The following is a 21666-nucleotide window of genomic DNA, read 5'->3' as shown; positions in this document are numbered from 1 at the left end:
TGGAACGCGTGAATACCGAAATCGACGCAACCCGTCCCGCGCTCGGCGCCGCCGGCCTGCTGGGCCGCCTGCGCGCGCTGCTGCGCACGGGCCCGGCCGGCGGCCGCGCCGGCCCGCTGAGCCGGCTCGCGATCGACGGGCTGCCCGATGCATGGACGCAACTGGAAGCAGGCGGCCTGTACGCCGTCTATGCCGCCACCGGCACGCCGGCGTGCGACGCGCTGGTGTGGGAAAGCGCGCGGCAGTCGCGCACGCGCGACGTGACGGTCGTGCTGTCACGCGACGCGGCACGCGTGGCCGCGCAGATGCAGGCGCGCGGTTTCGCGGGCGGCGCGCAGCCGTCCGGCTGGCCGCGCAACCTGAACGTGCTGGCGATGCCGTCCGCGCCCGCATCCGTAGCAGCCGACGGCGATGCCGCGATCGAACCAGGCACGCCGCGCCAAGCGGCGCCCGCTCCGTTCGCACGGCTCGCGGGCGGCTTGCGCGCGATGAAGCGCTACGGCTTTCGCACGCGCTCGCTGTATTTCATCGAAGGCGCGCAACGCTGGTTCAGCTGGGAGGATCCGGTCGCGCTCGCGGAAGAGGCGCACGCGCTCGCCGACTGGTGCCGCACCCACCGGATCGCGCTGGTGCTGCTGGTCGATCCCGAGATCGCGCGCACGGGCGCCGCGCCCGACACCGACGATCCGCCGCTCGTGCGCGTCGCGAATCGCGCGCCGCGCAGCGGCTTTCACGGCGTGTGCTCGGGCGTCGCGCAGTTGCAGCGCACGCACGGCGAGCTGCTGTGGGTCGTCGATTTCTGGCGCGCGGGCGACACGCTCGCGGCCGGCGAAGTGCGGCCGCTGCGCTTCGCGCCGGGCGGCCGGCTCGCGGCGATCGTCGACGGTGGCGCCGTCCAGCCGTCGCGCGGGATGAAGCTCGCGACCGACGAGGATCGCGTCGTCGCCAGCCGCGCGGCGCTCGACGATGCGGGCCGCGTGCCCGCCGGCTGGGAAATCGTCGAGGATAACGCAGCGGTCGTCGCTGCCTGTGCGCGCGCGCAGGCCGCGACCGCGGTGCTCGCGTTCCGCTCGCATCCGCAGCTCGAGGCGTTGTGCGCGGCCGTGCACGCGCTGCGCCGCCAATGCGGGGGCGCGCTGAAGATCGCCGTCGTCGAACGCGGCGAGGTGCTGCGCCAGCAGTTCGAGATGCTGTTGCTGAGCGTCGGCGCGAACCGCGTCGTCGCGCGCGACCTGCCGCTGTCGCGGATGCAGGCCGCGGTGAACGCGCTGCACGGGCAGCTCTATGCGCGGCCCGTCGCGCCCGACTATCGCGCGGCGCTCGCGGCCGCGCTTGGCGATTCGGTGCTCGGCTACCTGCCGGTCGGCGCATTCTGCCTGCGGATTCGCGCGGTACTCGATCGCGGCGCCGTGCTCGCGCTGCCGCATACGCTCGCGAAGATCGCGCTGCTGCCCGGCGTGTCGCACGTCGACGCGCTGCGGCACTGCCGGCCGCGCCGCGCGGGCGACGTCGTGACGGCCGACGCCGCGCACCTGTACGTGTTCCTGTTCGCGTGCGAACCGGTCGATGCCGAGGACGCGCTCGCGCGGATCTTCGACGTGCCGGTCGATACGCTGTCCGATCGCGTCGTGTGTCTCGGGGCAGGCAGCATCGACACCGAGCTCGATGCGCTGAAGACCGAGAACCGGCGCGCGCCGATCGCCGACTACAGCGACCTGTTCGCGGCTACGAAGCAAGCGGGCGCGACGCGCGTGCCGGCCGAACACGCGGGCGAGGGCGTGGGCGCGGAGAATGCCGAATCGGGTGGCATGACCGATCCGAGCATCGATATATCGCCGCCGCCCGTGCGCGACGAAGAAACCGTGCCAGCCGCCGCTGCACCGGCACCGTCTGCCGACATTCCCGCCGCGCGTGCGCGCGGCGCCATCCGCAGCGCGATGCCGCTGCGCAAGCCGGAGGGCGCATGATCGCCGAACTCGTCATCGGATTCATCGTCGGCATCGCGATCGCGGTGCCGGTGTGGATCGTCGCGCAGCACCTCGGCATCGGCCGCGGTTTTCATGCGCCGCGCGGGCTGCACCGGCGCGACGCGGTGCCGTGCGAACTCGTGCCGATCGCGCTGCGCGGACGCCTGCTGCCCGACGCCGAGCGCACCGACGAAGCCGCGCGATGAAGACGATCGCCATCACGTCGACCACCGGCGGCGCGGGCCGCACGACGCTCGCCGGCGCGCTCGCGGTGCTGCTCGCGCGCCGCGGCCGGCCGGTCGTCGCGGTCGAGTTCGACGCGCAGAACCTGATGGGCGCGACGCTCGGGCTCGACACGCTGGCCGAACACGGGCTCGCGCACAGCCTGCTCGCGGACCCTGCCGACGCAGCGCCGTGGCACGCGCATACGTGGCGCAATGCCGACGGCGTGCTGTTCGTGCCGTATGGGCAGGTCGACGCGGCAGGCGCCGCCGCGTGCGATGCGCGGCTCGCGGCCGATCCCGACTGGCTCGCGCGCGCGCTCGACGAGATCGCGCTGCCGGCCGACGGCGTCGTGCTGGTCGACACGGCCCGCTATCCATCGCCGCAGGCCGAGCAGGCGATTCGCCGCGCCGACCTGACGCTCGTCGTCGTGCCGCCCGAACCGGCCGCGTGCGCGACCGTCGCCGCGCGCCTGGACGCGCTGCGTGCCGGCCGCGGCGACCTGCAGATCGTCGTGAACCGGCTGAATCCCGCGCGCGACATGCAGCGCGATGCGCTCGCGATGCTGCGGGCCGTCGTGGGGCCGGAGTCGATGCTCGAGCAGCGCATTCACGTCGACGGGGCCGTGCCCGAAACGCTCGCGCGCGGCAGCTGGATCTTCGACGACGCACCGTATTCGCAGGCGTCGCACGACCTGAACGGCGTCGCGAACTGGGTCGATGCGTGGCTCACGGCGGCCGTGGCCGGCCGTGCGGGAGCGTCGCGATGAAAGCCGCGTTCGCGTCGCGCTGGCGTGCCACGGTCCGACGCGCGACCGACTGGTGCGCGCGCGGAATCGGGCTGCCGGCCGAGCGCACGCTGCTCGACTGGCTCGTGCGGCTGTTCTTCCATGCGCCGCCGCCCGGCCGGCCCGACCCTATCCGCCGCCGGGCGCGCACCGCGTTCCTCTGGCTCGCGCGCGAATGGGGCGTGCTGCAGCCGCTGAGCCCGCGTGAATGGCTGTGGCGCGCGATCGTGCGCGCACCGCGCGCGGCCGGCGAGCAGCCTGCGCGCGATCCGCTCGCGTGGTTCGACACGTTCGTCGTGCCGGTGTACGTCGTAGTCCGCGCGCTCGGCGCACGCGTCGGCGCGCAGCTCGAGCGTTTGCCGTGGGCGCGCTGGGGCGGCTGGCTCGACGCACGCGCGAACGGCGTCGGCCGGCACCGCTGGCTCGCGCCGCTGCTGCTGTGCGCGGGCGGGCTCATGTGGGCCGCGGCCGCGATGTCGCCGCTGATGCCCGGCGCGCAGTTCGCGTTCTTCGCGATCGTCGCGGTGCTGGCGCTCGCGCTGCGCCGCCTGCCGGGCCATCTGCCGACCCTCGCGCTCGCGTCGCTCGCGCTGCTCGCCACGCTGCGCTACGTGTGGTGGCGCACGACCCAGACGCTCGATTTCCGCAGCCCGGTCGAGGCGGTCGCCGGCTACCTGCTGTACGGCGCCGAAGCCTATACGTGGATGATCCTGCTGCTCGGCTTCGTGCAGACCGCGTGGCCGCTCGACCGGCCGATCGTGCCGCTGCCCGACGACCCGGACAGCTGGCCGAGCGTCGACATCTACATTCCGACCTACAACGAGCCGCTGTCGGTCGTGAAGCCGACCGTGTTCGCCGCGCAGAGCATCGACTGGCCGACCGGCAAGCTGCGCGTGTATCTGCTCGACGACGGCAAGCGCCCCGAGTTCGCGGCGTTCGCGCGCGAGGCCGGCATCGGCTACCTGACGCGCGACGACAACCTGCACGCGAAGGCCGGCAACATCAACCGCGCGCTGCCGAAGACGCACGGCGAATACATCGCGATCTTCGACTGCGATCACGTGCCGACGCGCTCGTTCCTGCAGACCACGATGGGCGTGTTCCTGCGCGACCCGAAATGCGCGCTGGTGCAGACGCCGCACCATTTCTTCTCGCCCGATCCGTTCGAGCGCAACCTCGGCACGTTCCGCGAGATCCCGAACGAGGGCAACCTGTTCTACGGGCTCGTGCAGTCGGGCAACGACCTGTGGAACGCGACGTTCTTCTGCGGATCGTGCGCGGTGCTCAAGCGTACCGCGCTGGAGGAGGTGGGCGGCGTCGCGGTCGAGACCGTGACCGAGGACGCGCACACCGCGCTCAAGCTGCATCGCCGCGGCTACACGTCGGCGTACCTGCCGACCGTGCAGGCGGCCGGCCTCGCGACCGAGAGCCTCGCGGGCCACGTGAAGCAGCGCACGCGCTGGGCGCGCGGGATGGCGCAGATCTTCCGTATCGACAACCCGTTCCTCGGGCGCGGGCTCGGCTTCATCCAGCGGATCTGCTACGGCAACGCGATGCTGCATTTCTTCTACGGGATCCCGCGGCTCGTGTTCCTGACGATTCCGCTCGCGTACCTGTTCTTCCACCTGTACTTCATCAACGCGTCGTCGATCGCGCTCGCGAGCTACGTGATCCCGTACCTGGTGCTCGCGAACGTCGCGAACTCGCGGATGCAGGGGCGCTATCGCCATTCGTTCTGGGCCGAGGTCTACGAATCGGTGCTCGCGTGGTACATCGCGCTGCCGACCACCGTCGCGTTCTTCAGCCCGAAGCACGGCAAGTTCAACGTGACCGACAAGGGCGGCAAGATCGACGAAGGTTACGTCGACTGGTCGACGTCGAAACCGTACCTCGTGCTGTTCGCGCTGAACGTGCTCGCGATCGCGGCCGGGCTGTGGCGGCTCGTGGCCGACCAGGGCGACGAGGCGTCGACGATCCTGATCACGCTCGGCTGGACCGTCTACAACCTCGCGATGCTCGGCGCGGCGCTGGCGGTTGCGCGCGAGACCAAGCAGGTGCGCGTCACGCACCGGATCGCGATGCGCGTGCCGGCGACGCTGCTGCTCGCCGATGGCTCGACGGCCGCGTGCTTCACGAGCGACTACTCGACCGGCGGCCTCGGCCTCGAAGCGGTGCCGGGGCTGCCGCTCGCGATCGGCGACACGCTGACGGTGTGCGTGACGCGCGGCGACCGGCCGTTCCCGTTCCCGGTACGCGTGAGCCGCGTGACGCCGACCCACGTCGGCGTGAGCTTCGAGGCGCTGACGCTCGAGCAGGAGCGCCAGCTCGTGCAGTGCACGTTCGGCCGCGCGGATGCGTGGCTCGACTGGCACGCGAGCACGCGCACGGACACGCCGCTGCGCGGGCTGAAGGAAGTGCTGCGCGTGGGCCTGGACGGTTACGTACGGATGTGGAAGGGTGTGGCGCGCGGCGTGCAGTCGATGCTGGCACCGAAGCTCGATCGGGCGCGCGACTGACGCGGCGCCCATCACGGAGTGGTTTAGATGACGTTCTGGAATCTGTATTTCATCCTGAAGTTCGCGCTGTTCGCGACCGGCCACCTGCAGCCGATGTGGCTCGCGAACCTCGCGTTCGCGCTGGCGCTCGCGGCGAGCGCGCCGGTCCGGCAGCGCGGATGGCGCATCGTGCGGCTGCTCGTCGCGATCGCGATCGCGGTGCCGCTGCTCGCGCGCGAACTGCATGCGCCGCCACTCGCGCGCCTCGCCGAAGCCGCGCGCGAGGTCAGCACGTTCCGCCTCGAATACTGGATGGAGTTGCTGCCGCGCCTGTTGCCGCCGGTGCTCGTGCTGACCGTGGTGGGCGTGCTGATCGTCTATTTCATCGTCAACCGCTGGGTGCGCGTCGCGACCTTCGTGCTCGCCGTGCTGATCGTGATGCCGCTGTGGCAGGCCGGCAACGGGCTGATGGCGCGCGTCGTCGCGCCGCCGCAGCAGCAGGTCAGCGCGACGGGCGGGCGCTCCGACCAGCCCGAGGATCACAACGCGGCACTCGCGACGTTCCGCGCGCAGGAGTCGCAGCGGCAGGTCGCGTTCGGCCATCTCCCGAGCGATCCGTCCGCGCAGTTCGACGTGATCGTGCTGCACATCTGCTCGCTGTCGTGGGACGATCTCGATGCGGCGAAGGTGCGCAACCACCCGATGCTGAGTCACTTCGACTACCTGTTCAACAACTTCAGCACGGCCGCGAGCTACAGCGGCCCGGCCGCGATCCGCGTGCTGCGCGCGAGCTGCGGGCAGGAAGCGCACGCGGACCTGTACAAGAGCGCGCCGCAGCAGTGCTACCTGTTCTCGCAGCTCGCGTCCGCCGGCTACACCGTGCAGTCGCTGCTGAATCACGACGGCCACTTCGACAACTTCCTGCAGGTCATTCACGACAACATCGGCGTGCCCGACGCGCCGATGATCCCGAACGCGACCGCGCCGGTCGCGATGCATGCATTTGACGGCACGGCGATCAAGGACGACTACGGCACGCTCGCGAACTGGTACGCGCAGCGCGCGTCGGTGCCGGGCCCGGTCGCGCTGTACTACAACACGATCAGCCTGCACGACGGCAACCGCGTGGTGGGCAGCCCGCTTGCCAGCATCGATTCGTATCCGCAGCGCGCCAACAAGCTGATGAGCGACTTCGACCGGCTCGCCGATCTGATCGCGCAGTCGGGCCGGCGCGCGGTGATCGTGTTCGTGCCCGAGCACGGCGCCGCGCTGCGCGGCGACAAGAACCAGGTGGCCGGCCTGCGCGAGATTCCGACGCCGCGCATCGTGCACGGGCCGGTCGGCGTGCGGCTCGTCGGCTTCACCGGTAATCACGGCCAGACGACCGTGATCGACCAGCCGACGAGCTTCCTCGCGCTCTCGCAGTTGCTGTCGAACCTTGTATCGAACAGCCCGTTCAAGCCGGGCACGACGCTCGCGCAATATGCGGCCGACCTGCCGCGCACGCGGATGGTGGGCGAGAACGAAGGCACGGTGACGATGCAGACGAGCGCGGGCTACGCGGTCAAGACTCCGGATGGCGTATGGATCGACGAACAGTAATCAATATCGGCGAAGGTGACGACGATCGCCTGTCGCAGCCGAACGACGTGCTCGGCCTCGCGCGGCACCTGCCCGCGCTGGACCCGGCCCGTTATGTCGACGAGCAGGCGCGCCGCGCGTTCGTCGAATCGCTCGAGCGCTGGCCGACGCTCGCGAAGCTGATGGGATTGAAGCGGTAAACGCAGGGCGGCCGGCGTGAATGCCGGCCGCCGTGTGTGGATGGACCGACCGATGCCGGCTTACTGCGCCTTGCGCGCCGGCTGGCGCGTCCATTCGTTTTCCTCGCCCGGCACCTTGCCGAAGGTCTGCGCGGCCCACGCGTTGCGGGCCGCCTCGATCTTCGCGCGCTCGCTCGACACGAAATTCCATTCGATGAACCGCTCGCCGGGCAGGTGCGCACCACCGAGCAGCATCACGCGCGCGCCGTTCGCACTCGCGAGCGCCACGGTCGCGCCCGGTTCGAGCACGGCCATCGTCGCCGGCGCGAGCGGCGCGCCGTCGATCGTGAGGTCGCCGTCGACGAGATACACGCCGCGCTCGTCGTGTTCCGCGTCGAGCACGAGTTGCCCATCAGCCGCGAATTCCGCATACGCATAGAGCGTCGGCGAGAACACGGCGACCGGCGACGTGAGCCCGAACGCGGTGCCCGCGATCACGCGCACGCTCGCGCCGTCGCGCGTGAACGACGGCAGCGTGTCGGCCGCGTGATGCGCGAACGCGGGCGCCGTGTCCTCGTGCTCGACCGGCAGCGCGACCCAGGTCTGGATCCCGTGCACCGGCTGCTCGAGCGGCCGGTCCTCGTCGGGCGAACGCTCCGCGTGGACGATGCCGCGTCCGGCCGTCATCCAGTTCACGTCGCCGGGCACGATCTTCTGCCGGAAGCCGAGGCTGTCGTGATGCATCAGCGTGCCGTCGAACAGGTAGGTGACGGTCGCGAGACCGATGTGCGGATGCGGCAGCACGTCGATGCCGCTGCCGGCGGGCAGCACGGCCGGCCCCATTTCGTCGAAGAAGATGAACGGGCCGACGAGGCGCGCGGCGCGCGCGGGCAGCACGCGGCGCACGACGAGGTTGCCGATGTCGCTTTCGCGCGGCGTGAGTACAGTCTTGATCGATGCGGACATGGTGAGACTCTCGTGTTCGGTGGGTCAGGCAATCGCCGTGTCGATCGCGATCGGATGCGTGAGGATCTTGTGCACCGGGCATGCGTTCGCGATCTGCAGCAGGCGCTCGCGCTGCTCGTCCGACAGGTCGCCGTCGAGCGTGATGCGGCGCACGATCGTGCTGCCCGCGCTGCCCGATTCGTGCGCGAGCTTCACGTGCACTTCGGCGAGCGGCCAGCCCTTGCGTTGCGCGTACATCTTCAGCGTGATCGCGGTGCAGGCGCCGAGGCTCGACAGCAGCAGCGCGACGGGAGTCGGCGCGGCGTCGTCGCCGCCGAGCGCGGCCGGTTCGTCGGCGCGCCATTGATGAACGCCGTCGGTGAAATGGACCAGGTAATCGACCGAGCCGATGCTCGCTTCGACGGACAGTTCGCTCATTGCAGTTCCAGGTGGGGAAAGGGGAGGCGGGCCGGCAGCCGGCCCGGCGTTACGGTTCGAGCAGACGCTGCAGCCGCAGTTCCTCGAAATCCAGCTCCGATTCTATGCGGTGCAGCACCGCGTCGTCGACCCGTCCGTCGCGGTGCAGGTCGAGCAGCGCGTCGCGCGACACGCCCACCAGCTCGAGCTCGACGCGCAGCATCCGCGCGCGCACGCCCGCCGGTTCCGCGCCGTCGCGATGCGCGCTTTCGTTGAACGCGACGCGGCTGCGATATTCGGTCAGCAGCCGGTCGAGCGATGCGCGTTCGAGGCCCGAGCCGCGCTGCTCGCGTGCGTCGAGCTCGGCGAGCGCCGCGCCGAACGTATGCGCGCGCACGGCGTGCTCGGACATCGTGTGCCGCGTGGCCGGGCGCAGCTTCAGCACGCGGATCAGCGGCGCGAGCGTGCCGCCCTGCACGACCAGCGTCGCGATGATCAGCAGGAACGTGCTGAACAGGATCAGGTCCCGGCCCGGGAAATCGCTCGGCAGCGCGATCGCGGCCGCAAGGCTCACGACGCCGCGCATGCCGGACCAGCCGAGCACGACGGCCTCGCGCCACGACCACGGCGGATGGCCCGCGCGTCGTGCGCGCAGACGGCCCGGCAACCACATCGCGACGAACACCCACACGACGCGCGCGGCGATCGCGGCTGCCGTCGCCGGCAGCGCGACGCGCAGGCCGGCCATCAGCATCGCGCCTTCGTGGTTCACGCGTGCGAGGATCGCGTGCAGCGCGAGGCCGATCAGGATGAACACGAGCGCGTCGAGCACGAACACGATCGCTTCCCAGGTCGCCTTCGCCTTGATCCGCAGGTCGGCGTCGAACACGCGATGCTGGCGCACGCCGAGCACGAGGCCGCAGGTCACGACCGACAGCACGCCGGAGCCGTGCACGGCTTCCGCGATCCCGTAGCTGCCCCACGCCATCGCGAAGGTCACGACGATCCCGAGCATCGGCTCGCGCAGGCGTTGCAGCACCCAGCACATCGCATGGCCGCATGCGAGGCCGACCGCGATGCCGATCAGCGTGAGCGAGAAGAACAGGCCGGTGGCGCTCGCGGTCGTGATGGTGACGGCGAGCGCGGCCGACACGGCCATCTGATACAGCAGCAGGCCCGACGCATCGTTGACGAGGCTTTCGCCTTCGAGCACCGCGACGAGCCGTGCGGGCAGCGGGTGACGCTGCAGGATCGCCTTCGCGGCGACCGCGTCGGGCGGCGACACGATCGCGCCGAGCGTGAAGCACGCGGCCCACGGCAATGCCGGATTGACCGCATGCACGGCGAGCGCGACCGCCACCGTCGTGAACACCACCGCGCCGAGCGCGAGTGATGCGATCGAGGCGAGCTCGTGCCGGAATTCCTTCCACGCGGTGTAGAAGCCGCTCGACATCAGGAGCGGCGGCAGCACGGCGGCGAGCAGCAGCGCCGGGTCCATGTCGGGCACGCGCTTGCCGGCAACGGCCACCACACAGCCGCCGAGCAGCAGCACGACGGCCGGCGGAATCGAGATCCGTTCGGCGAGCCACGTGAGCGCGCCCGCGCCGCAGATCAACAGCAGCAGGTAATGGAACAGCTCGACGTTGCTCATGCGCGGTGCGTGAGGGAAGCGTGCATCAGGACGGCGTGCGTTCGTTCGTGCTGCCGCCCGGCAGCGGACCGAACATGTGCTGGCTGCACTTCGCGTCGCGCCATGCGGCGTTCAGCCGATGGCCCGCGAGCATGCGCCGCGCAACGGGCAGGATCTGTTCGCCGGCCAGCATGCCGAGCAGGCCGGTGAGCGCGATGATCGGCGGCGCGGGCGAGTTCACGCCGATCGCGCCGTAGATGACGCCGGCGAGGATGCCGGCGAGCAGCGAGAAGACATACGGTTTCATGGGGGAGCGTCCGGTGATGGCGAGCGACGCCGCAACGGCGCCGTCAAAGTCTTGAGAGCGTATCGGCTTTGCGTGAAGAAAAAAAGAGCGGGCGGCCCCGAACGCACGTCGTTTCCGGAATTGCATCGATTCCGTTTCTTGGGTGGTCACGCCGAGCGTTTGCCGATTAAATACGTCGCGCCGGGTCACGATCCGGCGTGATGCATTTCCGGCTCCTCCCGTTCTCACGGCCGAGGCAGGCCTCCCTTTTTTTCGTTCACAGGACTCCACGCGCCATGAGCAACCCGAAACTTGAAGTACTCACTCCGCAGAACAGCCAGCTGATCTTCATCGACCAGCAGCCGCAGATGGCGTTCGGCGTGCAGTCGATCGATCGCCAGGTGCTGAAGAACAACGTCGTGGGCCTGGCGAAGGCTGCGAAGGTCTTCAACATCCCGACCACGATCACGACGGTCGAAAGCGACAGCTTCTCGGGCCACACCTATCCCGAGCTGCTCGACGTGTTCCCGAACCAGAAGACGCTCGAACGCACGTCGATGAACTCGTGGGACGACCAGAAGGTGCGCGACGCACTGGCCGCGAACGGCCGCAAGAAGGTCGTCGTGTCGGGTCTGTGGACCGAAGTCTGCAACACGACGTTCGCACTGTGCGCGATGCTCGAGGGCGACTACGAGATCTACATGGTCGCCGACGCATCGGGCGGTACGTCGCAGGCCGCGCACGACATCGCGATGCAGCGCATGGTGCAGGCCGGCGTGGTGCCGGTCACGTGGCAGCAGGTGCTGCTCGAATGGCAACGCGACTGGGCGCGCCGCGACAGCTACGACGCTGTGATGGCGATCGCGAAGGAGCATTCGGGCGCATACGGGATGGGCGTCGACTACGCGTACACGATGGTTCACAAGGCACCGCAACGCACCGCGACGCCGCACGAGTCGATTCCGCCCGTTCCGGCGAAGTAACGCGCAACCGGCCGCGTTCGCCGCGGCCGATGCGATCGACGCATCCGGCGGCCAGGGCGGCCTCAGCGTTCGCAGGCCGCCGCTCGCTCAGGCCACGGGCAACGCCCACGGCGCGTGCGCGAAGTGGTCGGCGAGGAAATCGAGCAGCACCGTCACGCGCGCGGCGCGCAGCATGCCGGGCGGCGTGACGAGGTTGACGTTGACGTCGGCGATTTTCCACTCGGGCATCACTTCCTCGAGCTCGCCGCTCTGCAGCGCGTCCCACGCGAGAAACTCGGGCTGCAGCGCGAGGCCGTGACCGGCGAGGAGCGCGGGGGCGATCACGTCGGCATTGTTGGTGCGGATGCGTCCGTGCACGGACACGCCGACATCCTCGCCCGAAGCCGGATTGCGAAAGCGCCAGTGCTCGGGCGTCGGCAGGTTCGTGTAGGTGAGGCACACGTGCTGTTCGATGTCGCGCGGATGCGTGGGACGGCCATGCCGGTCGAGATACGCGGGCGATGCGACGAGCGGACGGCGCACCGCGCACAGGCGGCGCGAGCGCAGCGACGAATCGCTCAGCTCGGCGATGCGAATCGCGACGTCGAACCCGCCGGACACGATGTCGACGATGTGGTCGGTCAGCACGAGGTCGATGTCGACGCGCGGATAGCGCTCGAGAAACGCGGGCAGCAGCGGCGACAGATGCCGCAGCCCGAACGACATCGGCGCGTTCACGCGCACGAGGCCGTGCGGTTCGAGCGCTTGCGCGGAAGCCTCGCTCTCGATCAGTTCCGCATCGGCGAGCAGGCGGATCGCGCGGTCGCGCAGCAGCTCGCCGGTCGGCGTGAGCGACAGTTTGCGCGACGTGCGGTACAGCAGCATCGCGCCGAGGCGTTTTTCGAGGCGCGCGATGGCCTTCGACACGGTCGGTTGCGAGATGCCGAGCAGTTCCGCGGCTTTCGCGAACGAACCGGTCTCCGCGACGCGCGCGAAGATGGCCCAGGCTTCGAGATCAGGAAGATGTTGCATGGCCGGACAGGGTGACAGGGAAGCGAAGTGGAAGCGAAGGCAGCGAAGCATGCGGCCGACGCGATGCGGGTCATTCTAATCCGGTCGGGAGAAAAATCGTTATGGAATCTTATCTATCGTCGTTGGCGGCCGGCCTGCTGATCGGCGTCGTGTACAGCGTGATCAAGGTGCGTTCGCCGGCGCCGCCGCTGATCGCACTGATCGGCCTTGCCGGCATGCTGGTCGGCGCACAGGCCATCGGGCCCGTGCGTCACTGGCTCGGCTTCTGACTGTTTCGAGGACATGTTAATGAGCGCAACCGATACCCAACCGGATCTGATCCTGCACAACGGGCGCATCACGACGCTCGATCGTGCGAACCCCGTCGCCACCGCGGTGGCGATCAAGGACGGCCGCTTCGTCGCGGTCGGCAGCAACGCGGACGTAATTCCGCTCGCGGGCCGCGCGACGAAGGTCGTCGACCTCGACGGTCGCGCGGTGCTGCCGGGCCTGACCGACAACCATACGCACGTGATTCGCGGTGGCCTGAACTACAACATGGAGCTGCGCTGGGACGGCGTGCGCTCACTCGCCGTCGCGATGGAGATGCTCCGGCAGCAGGTCGCGATCACGCCCGCGCCGCAATGGGTGCGCGTGGTCGGCGGCTTCACCGAGCATCAGTTTGCCGAGAAGCGCCTGCCGACGATCGACGAACTCAACGCGGCCGCACCCGATACGCCGGTGTTCATCCTGCACCTGTACGATCGCGCGCTGCTGAACGCGGCCGCGCTGCGCGTCGTCGGCTATACGAAGGACACGCCGGAGCCGCCGGGCGGCACGATCCTGCGCGACGCCGCGGGCAACCCCACGGGCCTGCTGCTCGCGAACCCGAACGCGACGATCCTCTACGCGACGCTCGCGAAGGGTCCGAAGCTGCCGTTCGAGTATCAGTACAACTCGACGCGCCACTTCATGCGCGAGCTGAACCGGCTCGGCGTGACGGGCGTGATCGACGCGGGCGGCGGCTCGCAGAACTACCCCGACGATTACGAAGTGATCCGCCAGCTGCACGACGCAGGCGAGATGACGATCCGCATCGCGTACAACCTGTTCACGCAGAAGCCGAACGCGGAGAAGGAAGACTTCGTGAACTGGACGAAGAGCGTCAAGTATCACGACGGCACCGACTACTTCCGTCATAACGGCGCGGGCGAGATGCTGGTGTTTTCCGCGGCCGACTTCGAGGATTTCCGCGTCGCACGTCCGGATCTGCCCGCGCAAATGGAAGACGATCTCGAAGGCGTGGTGCGCGTGCTCGCGCAGAACCGCTGGCCGTGGCGCATGCATGCGACCTACGACGAAACGATCAGCCGCGCGCTCGACGTGTTCGAGAAGGTCAACGAGGACATCCCGCTCGAAGGGCTGAACTGGTTCTTCGATCACGCGGAAACGATCTCCGAGCGATCGATGGACCGGATCGCGGCGCTCGGCGGCGGCATCGCGGTGCAGCACCGGATGGCGTATCAGGGCGAGTACTTCGTCGAGCGTTACGGCGCGCAGGCGGCCGAGGCGACGCCGCCGGTCGCGAAGATGCTGTCCAAGGGCATCAAGGTGTCGGCCGGCACGGATGCGACGCGGGTGGCGTCGTACAACCCGTGGGTGTCGCTCGCGTGGCTCGTGACGGGCAAGACGGTCGGCGGCACGCGCCTGTATCCGCAGCGCAACCTGCTCGATCGCGAAACCGCGCTGCGCATGTGGACCGAGTACGTGACGTGGTTCTCGAACGAAGTGGGCAAGAAGGGCCGCATCGCGGTCGGGCAGTTGGCGGACCTGATGGTCCCCGATCGCGATTTCTTCACGTGCGCGGAGGACGATATCGCCGACACGACCGCGTTGCTGACGGTGGTCGGCGGCCGGATCGTGTGGGGTGCCGGGCCGTTCGCGTCGCACGATATGCCGATTCCGCCGGCGATGCCGGACTGGTCGCCGGTGCGCACCTACGGCGGCTATGGCGGCTGGGGCACGACGCAGCGCGAGGGCGCGCCGCTGCAGCGAGCAGCAGCGGCCGCTGCCGCGTGCGGTTGTTCGACCGCGTGCGGGATGCACGGCCATGCGCATGCGAGCGCGTGGGGCCGCACGTTGCCGACCTCGGACGCGAAGGGCTTCTGGGGCGCGTTCGGCTGTTCGTGCTGGGCGGTCTGACATGACGACCGTGACCGGCCGATGCAGCCCCGGGTGGATTCGCGCGCTCCTGTCGCCGGCGTGGGTCGGATCGCTGGTCCGGCTCGCGCTCGTTTCCGCGTTCCTGATCGGCGGCGTGAACAAGGCGATGCACTTCGGCGATGCGGTCGCGGAGCAGGCGCATTTCGGCCTGCACCCGCCCGCGCTGTGGGCGGCCTTGGCGATTGCGGTCGAGATCGGCGGTTCGCTGTGCGTGGTGTTTCGCCGCTTCACGTGGCTCGGCGCGGGCAGCCTCGGGATGCTGACGCTGGTCGCGATGGTCGTGGCGAACGATTTCTGGAATCGCTCGGGCGCCGAACATTTCATGGCGCTGAACAGCTTTTTCGAGCATCTCGGGCTGATCGCGGCACTCGTGCTCGCGACCATCGTCGACGATGCGCGGCAACCGGCCGACGACGGCCGCGTGTGACCGGGATTGCCCGAGCCGATCCATCCTCTGATCAAACAACAAGGACATCCGTTATGAAAACCCTTCGTTCCGCGCTGCTGGCGCTGACGATTGCCTGCGGTCTCGTCGCCGCGCCCGCCGCGTTCGCGAAACCGCCGGTGCCGCCCGCGGTCACGCCGACGCTGGCCGTCGGTCCGCAGTACGACACCACGCACGTCTGCGTCGCGCCGGAAGACTTCGACCGCTTTACCGACAGCTTCGTCGCGACGTTCGGCGGCAAGAAGTCGAAGCAGGGCGTGTTCCAGGTCACGCCGACGCCGAGCCAGACGATGTCGCAGCTCGTGCTCACGCCGGTCGGCACGGTGTCGGTGTTCGGCTTCAAGACGCCGATCCCGTATCCGTTCTGCGAGGAGCGCACCGGCTATCTCGTCACCGACATGGACGTCGCGGTGAAGTCCGCGCGCGAGCACGGCGCCGACGTGATCGTCGACACGTTCCCCGATCCGATCGGCCGCGACGCGATCATCGCGTGGACGGGCGGCGTAAACATGCAGCTCTACTGGCATACCCAGGCGCCGCACTACGACGCGTTGCAGACCATCCCCGAGAATCGCGTCTACGTGTCGCCGCAAAGCGTGCGCAAGTTCGTGCACGACTTCGTCAAGTTCTCGAAGGGCAAGGTCGTGTCCGACAACCTGAAGGCGCCGGGCGTCGAGATCGGTCGCCCGAACGACACGTTCCGCCGCATCCGCATCGAATCGGGCTTCGGCAAGATGACCGTGCTCGTGACGGACGGCAGCCTGCCGTACCCGTTCGGGCGCGAGATGACGGGCTACGAAGTGCCTGACCTCGCAGCAACGCTGAAGAAGGCCGAAGCAGCGGGCGTGACCGTGCTCGTGCCGCCGTTCGCATCCGACGGCCGCGACGCGGCGCTCGTGCAGTTCCCGGGCGGCTACGTCGCCGAGATCCACGCGGGCGCGGCGCGATGAAGCACGAGGACACGATCCTTGCGGCCGTGGCCGGCTTCGTCGACACGCTGAGCTTCGTCGCGCTGTTCGGGCTGTTCACCGCGCACGTGACGGGCAACTTCGTGCTGATCGGCGCGGGCATCGCGGGCTTCGGCCAGGGCGTGGTGCTGAAGCTCAGCGTGTTTCCCGCGTTCGTGTGCGGCGTCGTCGCGGCGAGCCTGATCGCGCGGTCGATGTCCGGCCGGCCCGGCTGGCAGGGCACGCGCGCGCTGCACACGGTGCAGGCCGTGCTGCTGCTGGGCTTTTGCGCGGCCGGCCTGTGGGCGACGCCCGTCACGCAATCCGACAGCCTGCCGGTGCTGGTGGCCGGCATCGTCGGCACGTTCGCGATGGGCGTGCAGAACGCGCATCCGCGCGTGATGGCGCGCGCCGGCGTGCCGAACACGGTGATGACGGGCAACGTCACGCAGGCGATTCTCGATGTCGTCGACCTGCTGTCGGCCGGCACGACGGACAGCGCCCGCGTGGCCGCACGCGCGCGCTTCGGCAAGATGCTGCCGGCGATCGTCGCGTTCGCGCTCGGTGCGGCCGGCGGTGCGCTCGGGTTCCGTTACATCGGCTTTGCGGCGCTGCTCGCGCCCGTGTGCGCGCTGGCGATGCTTGCGCTGGGTGCAGCCCAGGCGGCCGCACCGGCCTCGCAGGAGCGCGCATGATCGGGCGGAGGCCGGGCAGGCACCGGACACATCACGGCTGCCGCTTCGAGCGGGCCGCTCGTCTGTCGCTCGTCGCGGGGCTGTTGTTCGCGGGCGCCGACGCGGCGTTCGCGCAGACGCCGGCAGCATCGACCTCGACGCCGGCGCAAGAACCGGCGCCGGCTTCGGCTGCGTCATCGGTTTCTACATCGGCAACGACACCCGTGGCGACCACTGCAACGACGTGCACGGCCAAGCGCCCGACGGTGCTGTTCAACCGCTGGCAGGAAGATTGGTCGGTGCTCGCGAATCCGTGTGTGCCGCGCGCGCCGCTCGACGGGCTGAAATACATTCCGCTCGGCAATGATCCGTCATCCTATCTTTCGCTCGGCGTGAACCTGCGCGAGCGGCTGGAGACCAACGACGCGCCGCTGTTCGGGATCGGCTCCGCGCAATCGGATACCTACCTGATCCAGCGCGTCGAGGTGCATGCCGATGCGCATCTCGGCCAGCACTGGCAGTTCTTCGTGCAATTGCAGGACGCGCGCGCGTTCGGCAAGAACACGGTGTCGCCGGTCGACCGGAACCCGCTCGATCTCGAGCAGGCGTTCGCGACCTACACGGGTGCGCTCGGCGGCGGCACGGTCAAGGTCCGCGTCGGCCGGCAGGAGATGGCGTTCGACTTGCAGCGCTTCATCGCCGCGCGCGACGGCCCGAACGTGCGGCAATCGTTCGATGCGGTGTGGGCCGATTACGAATACGGGAAGTGGCGCTTCATCGGCTACGCGACGCAGCCGGTACAGAACCGCAACGCATCCGATTTCGACGACGTGTCCAATCGCAATCTCACGTTCAGCGGCGTGCGCTTCGAGCGGCAGTCGATCGGGCCGGGCGACCTGTCCGGCTACTGGTCGCGATACAACCGCAAGAACGCGCGCTTTCTCGATGCGAGCGGCCCAGAGCATCGCGACGTGTGGGACCTGCGCTACTCGGGCACGCAGGGCCGTTTCGACTGGGATCTCGAGACGATGCTGCAGAGCGGCACGGTCGGCAACAACACGATCGGCGCATGGGCCGTCGGCTCGATCGCCGGCTACCGGCTCGACGCGCCGTGGTCACCGCGCATCGCGCTGCAGGTCGATGCGGCCTCGGGCGACCGGCATCCGCACGACGGCCGCGTCGGCACCTTCAACCCGCTGTTTCCGAACGGCTATTACTTCACGCTGGCCGGCTTCACGGGCTACTCGAACCTGATCCACGTGAAGCCGTCGGTGACGCTGAAGCCGGCGCCGAATCTGTCGCTGCTCGGCGCGCTCGGCTTCCAGTGGCGCGAGACGACCGGCGACGCCGTCTATCAGCAGGCGAACGTCGCGGTGCCTGGCACCGCGGGCAAGGGCGGCCTGTGGACGGGGATGTACGTGCAGCTGCGCGCGGACTGGACGATCGCCGCGAACCTGATCGGCGCGGTCGAGGCCGTGCATTTCCAGGTCGGCGACGCGATCCGGCAGGCGGGCGGGCACAACGCGGACTACGTCGGTGTTGAGCTGAAGTATGGGTGGTAGCGCATACGGCGCATGAAAAAGGGCGACCCCGCGTGAGCAGGGTCGCCCTTCGTTCGTCCGGGCCGGCAGCGGGGGCCGGCCCGTTCGCGGTGATGCCGTTTTACAGGTTCGGCGACAGGGCGAGCGCGTTCGTCAGGTCGCCCATCGGCTGCGCGCCGTTCGTCTTCAGCGCGTCGTCGCGCTGCTGCAGGCCTGCGAGGCGCGGCAGCGAGAAGCGGCGCGTGATGAAGCGCAGGATCGAACCCGTGTCGTACTGCGTGTGGTCCACGAAGCCCTTCTTCGCATACGGCGACACGATCAGCGCCGGAATGCGGGTGCCCGGGCCCCAGCGATCGGCGTTCGGCGGCGTGGCATGATCCCAGAAGCCGCCGTTCTCGTCGTACGTGATGACGACGACCATGTTCTTCCACTGCGGGCTTGCCTGCAGGTGCGCGATCACGTCGGCGATGTGCTGATCGCCGGAGGTGACGTCCGTGTAGCCAGGGTGTTCGTTCAGGTTGCCCTGCGGCTTGTAGAACGCAACCTGCGGCAGCGTGCCCGCGTCGATCGCCTTGATGAACTCGGCACCGTTCGCGCCGCCGTCGAGCAGGTGCTGCGCGCGGCTCGCGGTGCCCGGCGCCTGGTTCGCGAAGTAGTTGAACGGCTGATGGTGCGGCTGGAAGTTCGGCGTCGACAGATCGGCGCCGTAGATCACGTTCGACGTGCCGTTCTGGCTCGCCTGCAGCGCCTGGCCCCATGCGCCGCCATACCATGCCCACGAGACCCCCGCGTTGGTCATCAGGTCCCCGATGTTGGTCGCCGTCTGCGGCGGCATCGTCGACGGATTGGCCGGATCGGCGAGCAGCGGGTCGCCGCCCGTGGCGGCCTTGTTGCCGCTCGGCTGGTACGCCGGCTGCATCGTGTTGACGCCATAGAAGTCAGGCGTCAGCGCGCCGTCGTTGACGAACTTCGGCGGGCCGCTCAGTGCGGAGGCCGGCGAGTTCGTGGCGACCTTCAGCGACTTGCCGTCGGCGTTCAGGACTGCGATCTTGCCGGCCGCCGGGCTCTTGTCGGCGTTCGCGTAGAACGGCGCGCACGCACAGATCAGGTACTGGTGGTTCAGGAACGAGCCGCCGAACGCGCCCATGAAGAAATTGTCGGCCAACACGTACTGCTGCGCGATCTTCCACAGCGGCAGCTTCGACGGATCCGCCGTGTAGTGGCCCATCGTCAGGCCGCCCGCATCGGTCCATGCGGCATACATGTCGTTCTTGCCGCCGTCGATCTGCATCTGGTCCTGGTAGAAGCGGTGCACGATGTCGCGCGTCGCGATGCTCATCGACTGGTTGAAGCCGTTCGGATCGTCGATCGCGAACGGCGCGTTCGGCAGGTTCGCCGTCATCGCCTCGGTGACGGCCGGCGTGATGCCGGTCGCGGTCAGGCCGCCCCAGATCTTCGGCAGCGTCGCCATCGTCGAACCGTCGCGATCCTTCTGCACCGAGTTCGCGGCCGTCGCGTTCTGCAGACCGTTCGCACCCGGGAAGTTGCCGTACAGGTTGTCGAAGCTGCGGTTTTCCGCGTAGATGACGACGACGTTCTTGACTGCCGACAGGCCTTGTTGCGTGACATCGTCGCCGCCGCAGGCGGTCAGGCTGAGCGCGGCCGCGAGGGCGAGCGGCGTGTAGCGAATCCAGGCGTGCTTCTTCATGCGATGTTCTCTCTTTCGTCGTTTGTCGCGTGTGGGAACCGGGTTGGCGCAGGGCCGGCGCACGATCTTCGAGGCATCGGCCGGCTGCGCGCATTATCGGGAATCGATTTGACAGGCAGGTGTAGGGGTGCTTTCGATTAACTGTCGGTCGAACGTCATGTAACAGTCACGGAACTGACATAAGCTCCGGCCGATTGCCCACCGCTACAAGAAGAACGACGATGCACACCCTTCTGAAACCCGTCGCGTCCGCGCGAGCGCTGATCTCTGCCGCGGCAACGCTGACACTCATTGCGGGATGCGCGGCGCTCGCCGGCTGCGATGCGCGGCCCGGCGCGAATGCGCCGGCCGTGGCCGTCGTCCCGGCGGCACAGGCCGCTCCCGCCGCTCCGGCAGTCGCGCCGGCCAGCCAGCCGCAAACGCGCGCGCAGGTATTCGAGGGCGTCAAGCAGATGACGGCACTCGGCAAGCAGTTGTTCTTCGATCCGTCGCTGTCGGGGTCCGGCAAGCTCGCGTGCGCGTCGTGCCATAGCGCCGAGCATGCGTTCGGGCCGCCGAACGCGCTGTCGGTACAACTCGGCGGGGACGACATGCACCGCATGGGCTTTCGCGCGGTGCCGTCGCTGAAGTACCTGCGCGGCATTCCTCCGTTCAGCGAGCACTTCCACGATTCACCGGACGAGGGTGACGAAAGTATCGACGCGGGTCCGACCGGTGGGCTGACCTGGGATGGCCGCGTCGACACGCGCGATGCACAGGCGCGCATTCCCCTCACGTCGCCATTCGAGATGAGCAGCTCGCCGGCGCGGGTCGCGAAGGCAGTTCGCGCCGCGCCCTATGCCGATGCGTTCCGCCACGCGTTCGGCGACCGGGTCCTGGCCGACGACCAGGCGACCTTCGGCGCGGTGCTGCGCGCGCTCGACGCATTCCAGCAGCAGCCGGCGCTGTTCGATCCGTACACGAGCAAGTACGACGCGTATCTCGCCGGCCACGCGCAGCTCACGCCTGCGGAGCTGCACGGGCTGCAGCTGTTCAACGACGAGAAGAAGGGCAACTGCGCGAGTTGCCACGTGAGCCAGCGTACGCTCGAAGGCGGTCCGCCGCAGTTCAGCGATTTCGGCCTGATCGCGATCGCGGTGCCGCGCAACCGCGCGCTGCCGGTCAATCGCGATCCGCGCTTCCACGATCTCGGCGCGTGCGGCCCGGAGCGCATCGACCTGAAGGGCCGCGATGAATTCTGCGGACTGTTCCGCACGCCGTCGCTGCGCAACGTCGCGCTGCGCAAGACGTTCTTCCACAACGGCGTGTACCACTCGCTCGAGGACGTGATGCGTTTCTACGTCGAGCGCGACATCCATCCGGAGAAGTTCTATCCGGTCGTGCACGGCAAGGTGCAGGTGTACGACGATCTGCCGAAGCGCTACTGGCCGAACATCAACCGCGAGCCGCCGTTCGACCGCAAGCGCGGCGACGCACCCGCGCTGAACGCGGCCGAGATCAAGGACGTGATCGCGTTCCTGAACACGCTGACCGACGGATATCAACCGGCGGCCACGTCGGCTGCGCGCTAGAAGGCGTTCCTGGCGGCACGCATGCTATGCTCGCTCGCTGACGGGCGTGGCGCGTGCCGGATGGCCGGCCCCCGG

20 protein-coding genes are annotated in these 21666 nt (G+C 69.0%); 14 read left to right on the top strand and 6 right to left on the bottom strand.

Going from position 1 to position 21666, the window contains the following annotated elements:
* Positions 1–8: 8 nt before the first annotated feature.
* From bcsE to SB771_RS12095, 6 genes are read left to right on the top strand one after another with little or no spacing between them, the layout of a single operon-like run.
* Positions 9–1967 carry a cellulose biosynthesis protein BcsE gene (bcsE, locus tag SB771_RS12120; RefSeq protein WP_175661851.1) on the top strand — a complete coding sequence of 653 codons (1959 nt, stop codon included), beginning with the start codon at positions 9–11 and terminating at the stop codon, positions 1965–1967.
* The gene (locus SB771_RS12115; RefSeq protein WP_105833244.1) at positions 1964–2173 is read left to right on the top strand and encodes a hypothetical protein; all 210 of its coding nucleotides are present in this window, start codon (positions 1964–1966) and stop codon (positions 2171–2173) included. Before bcsE ends, SB771_RS12115 begins: the two co-directional genes overlap by 4 nt.
* A complete protein-coding gene (gene bcsQ / locus SB771_RS12110; RefSeq protein WP_175661852.1) occupies positions 2170–2958 on the top strand; it encodes a cellulose biosynthesis protein BcsQ in 789 nt (262 codons plus the stop codon). Before SB771_RS12115 ends, bcsQ begins: the two co-directional genes overlap by 4 nt.
* Positions 2955–5492, top strand: a complete 2538-nt coding sequence (bcsA, locus tag SB771_RS12105) for a UDP-forming cellulose synthase catalytic subunit (RefSeq protein ID WP_175661853.1) — start codon at positions 2955–2957, stop codon at positions 5490–5492. The genes bcsQ and bcsA overlap by 4 nt, the downstream gene beginning before the upstream one ends.
* Positions 5493–5519: 27 nt before the next feature.
* Positions 5520–7073, top strand: coding sequence for a cellulose biosynthesis protein BcsG (gene bcsG, locus SB771_RS12100; protein WP_175661854.1), 1554 nt, complete (start codon positions 5520–5522; stop codon positions 7071–7073).
* Complete coding sequence (locus SB771_RS12095; RefSeq protein ID WP_012363646.1) at positions 7055–7252, top strand: hypothetical protein; 198 nt, start codon at positions 7055–7057, stop codon at positions 7250–7252. The genes bcsG and SB771_RS12095 overlap by 19 nt, the downstream gene beginning before the upstream one ends.
* Positions 7253–7312: 60 nt before the next feature.
* On the opposite strand, the gene SB771_RS12090 is transcribed toward SB771_RS12095, so the two are convergent.
* Genes SB771_RS12090 through SB771_RS12075 form a run of 4 tightly spaced genes read right to left on the bottom strand, consistent with a single transcriptional unit; the run spans position 7313 to position 10530 of the window.
* The gene (locus SB771_RS12090) at positions 7313–8197 is read right to left on the bottom strand and encodes a pirin family protein (protein ID WP_175661855.1); all 885 of its coding nucleotides are present in this window, start codon (positions 8195–8197) and stop codon (positions 7313–7315) included.
* A 24-nt stretch (positions 8198–8221) separates the two neighbouring features.
* On the bottom strand, positions 8222–8614 hold the full coding sequence (locus SB771_RS12085; protein WP_175661856.1) for an OsmC family protein: 393 nt from the start codon (positions 8612–8614) through the stop codon (positions 8222–8224).
* 49 nt (positions 8615–8663) lie between these two features.
* A complete protein-coding gene (locus tag SB771_RS12080) occupies positions 8664–10244 on the bottom strand; it encodes a cation:proton antiporter (protein WP_175661857.1) in 1581 nt (526 codons plus the stop codon).
* Between the two features lie 25 nt (positions 10245–10269).
* A complete protein-coding gene (locus SB771_RS12075) occupies positions 10270–10530 on the bottom strand; it encodes a XapX domain-containing protein (RefSeq protein ID WP_175661858.1) in 261 nt (86 codons plus the stop codon).
* Between the two features lie 275 nt (positions 10531–10805).
* On the opposite strand from SB771_RS12075, the gene SB771_RS12070 reads away from it, so the two are divergent.
* Positions 10806–11492, top strand: coding sequence for a hydrolase (locus SB771_RS12070; RefSeq protein ID WP_011656592.1), 687 nt, complete (start codon positions 10806–10808; stop codon positions 11490–11492).
* A gap of 87 nt (positions 11493–11579) precedes the next feature.
* On the opposite strand, the gene SB771_RS12065 is transcribed toward SB771_RS12070, so the two are convergent.
* Positions 11580–12503 (bottom strand): LysR family transcriptional regulator, encoded by a 924-nt coding sequence (locus SB771_RS12065; RefSeq protein ID WP_175661859.1) that lies wholly within the window; start codon positions 12501–12503, stop codon positions 11580–11582.
* A 101-nt stretch (positions 12504–12604) separates the two neighbouring features.
* On the opposite strand from SB771_RS12065, the gene SB771_RS12060 reads away from it, so the two are divergent.
* Genes SB771_RS12060 through SB771_RS12035 form a run of 6 tightly spaced genes read left to right on the top strand, consistent with a single transcriptional unit; the run spans position 12605 to position 18333 of the window.
* Entirely contained in the window at positions 12605–12772 is a 168-nt protein-coding gene (locus SB771_RS12060; protein ID WP_011656594.1) for a DUF1427 family protein, read from the top strand.
* A gap of 19 nt (positions 12773–12791) precedes the next feature.
* Positions 12792–14684: an amidohydrolase gene (locus tag SB771_RS12055; protein ID WP_410721170.1), complete on the top strand. Its 1893-nt coding sequence runs from the start codon at positions 12792–12794 to the stop codon at positions 14682–14684.
* A 1-nt stretch (position 14685) separates the two neighbouring features.
* Complete coding sequence (locus SB771_RS12050) at positions 14686–15132, top strand: DoxX family protein (protein ID WP_175662625.1); 447 nt, start codon at positions 14686–14688, stop codon at positions 15130–15132.
* A gap of 53 nt (positions 15133–15185) precedes the next feature.
* Positions 15186–16100: a glyoxalase gene (locus SB771_RS12045; RefSeq protein WP_175662624.1), complete on the top strand. Its 915-nt coding sequence runs from the start codon at positions 15186–15188 to the stop codon at positions 16098–16100.
* Positions 16097–16792: a YoaK family protein gene (locus tag SB771_RS12040; RefSeq protein WP_175662623.1), complete on the top strand. Its 696-nt coding sequence runs from the start codon at positions 16097–16099 to the stop codon at positions 16790–16792. The genes SB771_RS12045 and SB771_RS12040 overlap by 4 nt, the downstream gene beginning before the upstream one ends.
* Complete coding sequence (locus tag SB771_RS12035) at positions 16789–18333, top strand: alginate export family protein (protein WP_175662622.1); 1545 nt, start codon at positions 16789–16791, stop codon at positions 18331–18333. The genes SB771_RS12040 and SB771_RS12035 overlap by 4 nt, the downstream gene beginning before the upstream one ends.
* A gap of 100 nt (positions 18334–18433) precedes the next feature.
* Here the strand turns inward: SB771_RS12035 and SB771_RS12030 are convergent, their stop codons facing one another.
* The gene (locus SB771_RS12030; RefSeq protein WP_175662621.1) at positions 18434–20020 is read right to left on the bottom strand and encodes an acid phosphatase; all 1587 of its coding nucleotides are present in this window, start codon (positions 20018–20020) and stop codon (positions 18434–18436) included.
* 221 nt (positions 20021–20241) lie between these two features.
* Between SB771_RS12030 and SB771_RS12025 the strand changes: the two genes are divergently transcribed.
* Positions 20242–21591 (top strand): cytochrome-c peroxidase, encoded by a 1350-nt coding sequence (locus tag SB771_RS12025; RefSeq protein ID WP_175662620.1) that lies wholly within the window; start codon positions 20242–20244, stop codon positions 21589–21591.
* Positions 21592–21666 lie beyond the last annotated feature (75 nt).

The organism is Burkholderia sp. SIMBA_051, assembly GCF_046534915.1.
Lineage (GTDB): Bacteria > Pseudomonadota > Gammaproteobacteria > Burkholderiales > Burkholderiaceae > Burkholderia > Burkholderia ambifaria.
Note: the sequence above shows the minus strand (reverse complement) of the source record. Positions and strands in the feature narration are given on the sequence as shown.

Excerpts from the sequence above, each read along its gene's own strand:
- SB771_RS12025 (WP_175662620.1), top strand. The coding sequence starts at position 20,242 with ATGCACACCCTTCTGAAACCCGTCGCGTCCGCGCGAGCGCTGATCTCT.
- SB771_RS12045 (WP_175662624.1), top strand. The coding sequence starts at position 15,186 with ATGAAAACCCTTCGTTCCGCGCTGCTGGCGCTGACGATTGCCTGCGGT.
- SB771_RS12050 (WP_175662625.1), top strand. The coding sequence starts at position 14,686 with ATGACGACCGTGACCGGCCGATGCAGCCCCGGGTGGATTCGCGCGCTC.
- SB771_RS12035 (WP_175662622.1), top strand. The coding sequence starts at position 16,789 with ATGATCGGGCGGAGGCCGGGCAGGCACCGGACACATCACGGCTGCCGC.
- SB771_RS12040 (WP_175662623.1), top strand. The coding sequence starts at position 16,097 with ATGAAGCACGAGGACACGATCCTTGCGGCCGTGGCCGGCTTCGTCGAC.
- SB771_RS12030 (WP_175662621.1), bottom strand. The coding sequence starts at position 20,020 with ATGAAGAAGCACGCCTGGATTCGCTACACGCCGCTCGCCCTCGCGGCC.
- bcsQ (WP_175661852.1), top strand. The coding sequence starts at position 2,170 with ATGAAGACGATCGCCATCACGTCGACCACCGGCGGCGCGGGCCGCACG.
- SB771_RS12115 (WP_105833244.1), top strand. The coding sequence starts at position 1,964 with ATGATCGCCGAACTCGTCATCGGATTCATCGTCGGCATCGCGATCGCG.
- SB771_RS12095 (WP_012363646.1), top strand. The coding sequence starts at position 7,055 with ATGGATCGACGAACAGTAATCAATATCGGCGAAGGTGACGACGATCGC.
- SB771_RS12090 (WP_175661855.1), bottom strand. The coding sequence starts at position 8,197 with ATGTCCGCATCGATCAAGACTGTACTCACGCCGCGCGAAAGCGACATC.
- SB771_RS12065 (WP_175661859.1), bottom strand. The coding sequence starts at position 12,503 with ATGCAACATCTTCCTGATCTCGAAGCCTGGGCCATCTTCGCGCGCGTC.
- SB771_RS12075 (WP_175661858.1), bottom strand. The coding sequence starts at position 10,530 with ATGAAACCGTATGTCTTCTCGCTGCTCGCCGGCATCCTCGCCGGCGTC.
- bcsA (WP_175661853.1), top strand. The coding sequence starts at position 2,955 with ATGAAAGCCGCGTTCGCGTCGCGCTGGCGTGCCACGGTCCGACGCGCG.
- SB771_RS12060 (WP_011656594.1), top strand. The coding sequence starts at position 12,605 with ATGGAATCTTATCTATCGTCGTTGGCGGCCGGCCTGCTGATCGGCGTC.
- SB771_RS12070 (WP_011656592.1), top strand. The coding sequence starts at position 10,806 with ATGAGCAACCCGAAACTTGAAGTACTCACTCCGCAGAACAGCCAGCTG.
- SB771_RS12080 (WP_175661857.1), bottom strand. The coding sequence starts at position 10,244 with ATGAGCAACGTCGAGCTGTTCCATTACCTGCTGCTGTTGATCTGCGGC.
- bcsG (WP_175661854.1), top strand. The coding sequence starts at position 5,520 with ATGACGTTCTGGAATCTGTATTTCATCCTGAAGTTCGCGCTGTTCGCG.
- SB771_RS12085 (WP_175661856.1), bottom strand. The coding sequence starts at position 8,614 with ATGAGCGAACTGTCCGTCGAAGCGAGCATCGGCTCGGTCGATTACCTG.
- SB771_RS12055 (WP_410721170.1), top strand. The coding sequence starts at position 12,792 with ATGAGCGCAACCGATACCCAACCGGATCTGATCCTGCACAACGGGCGC.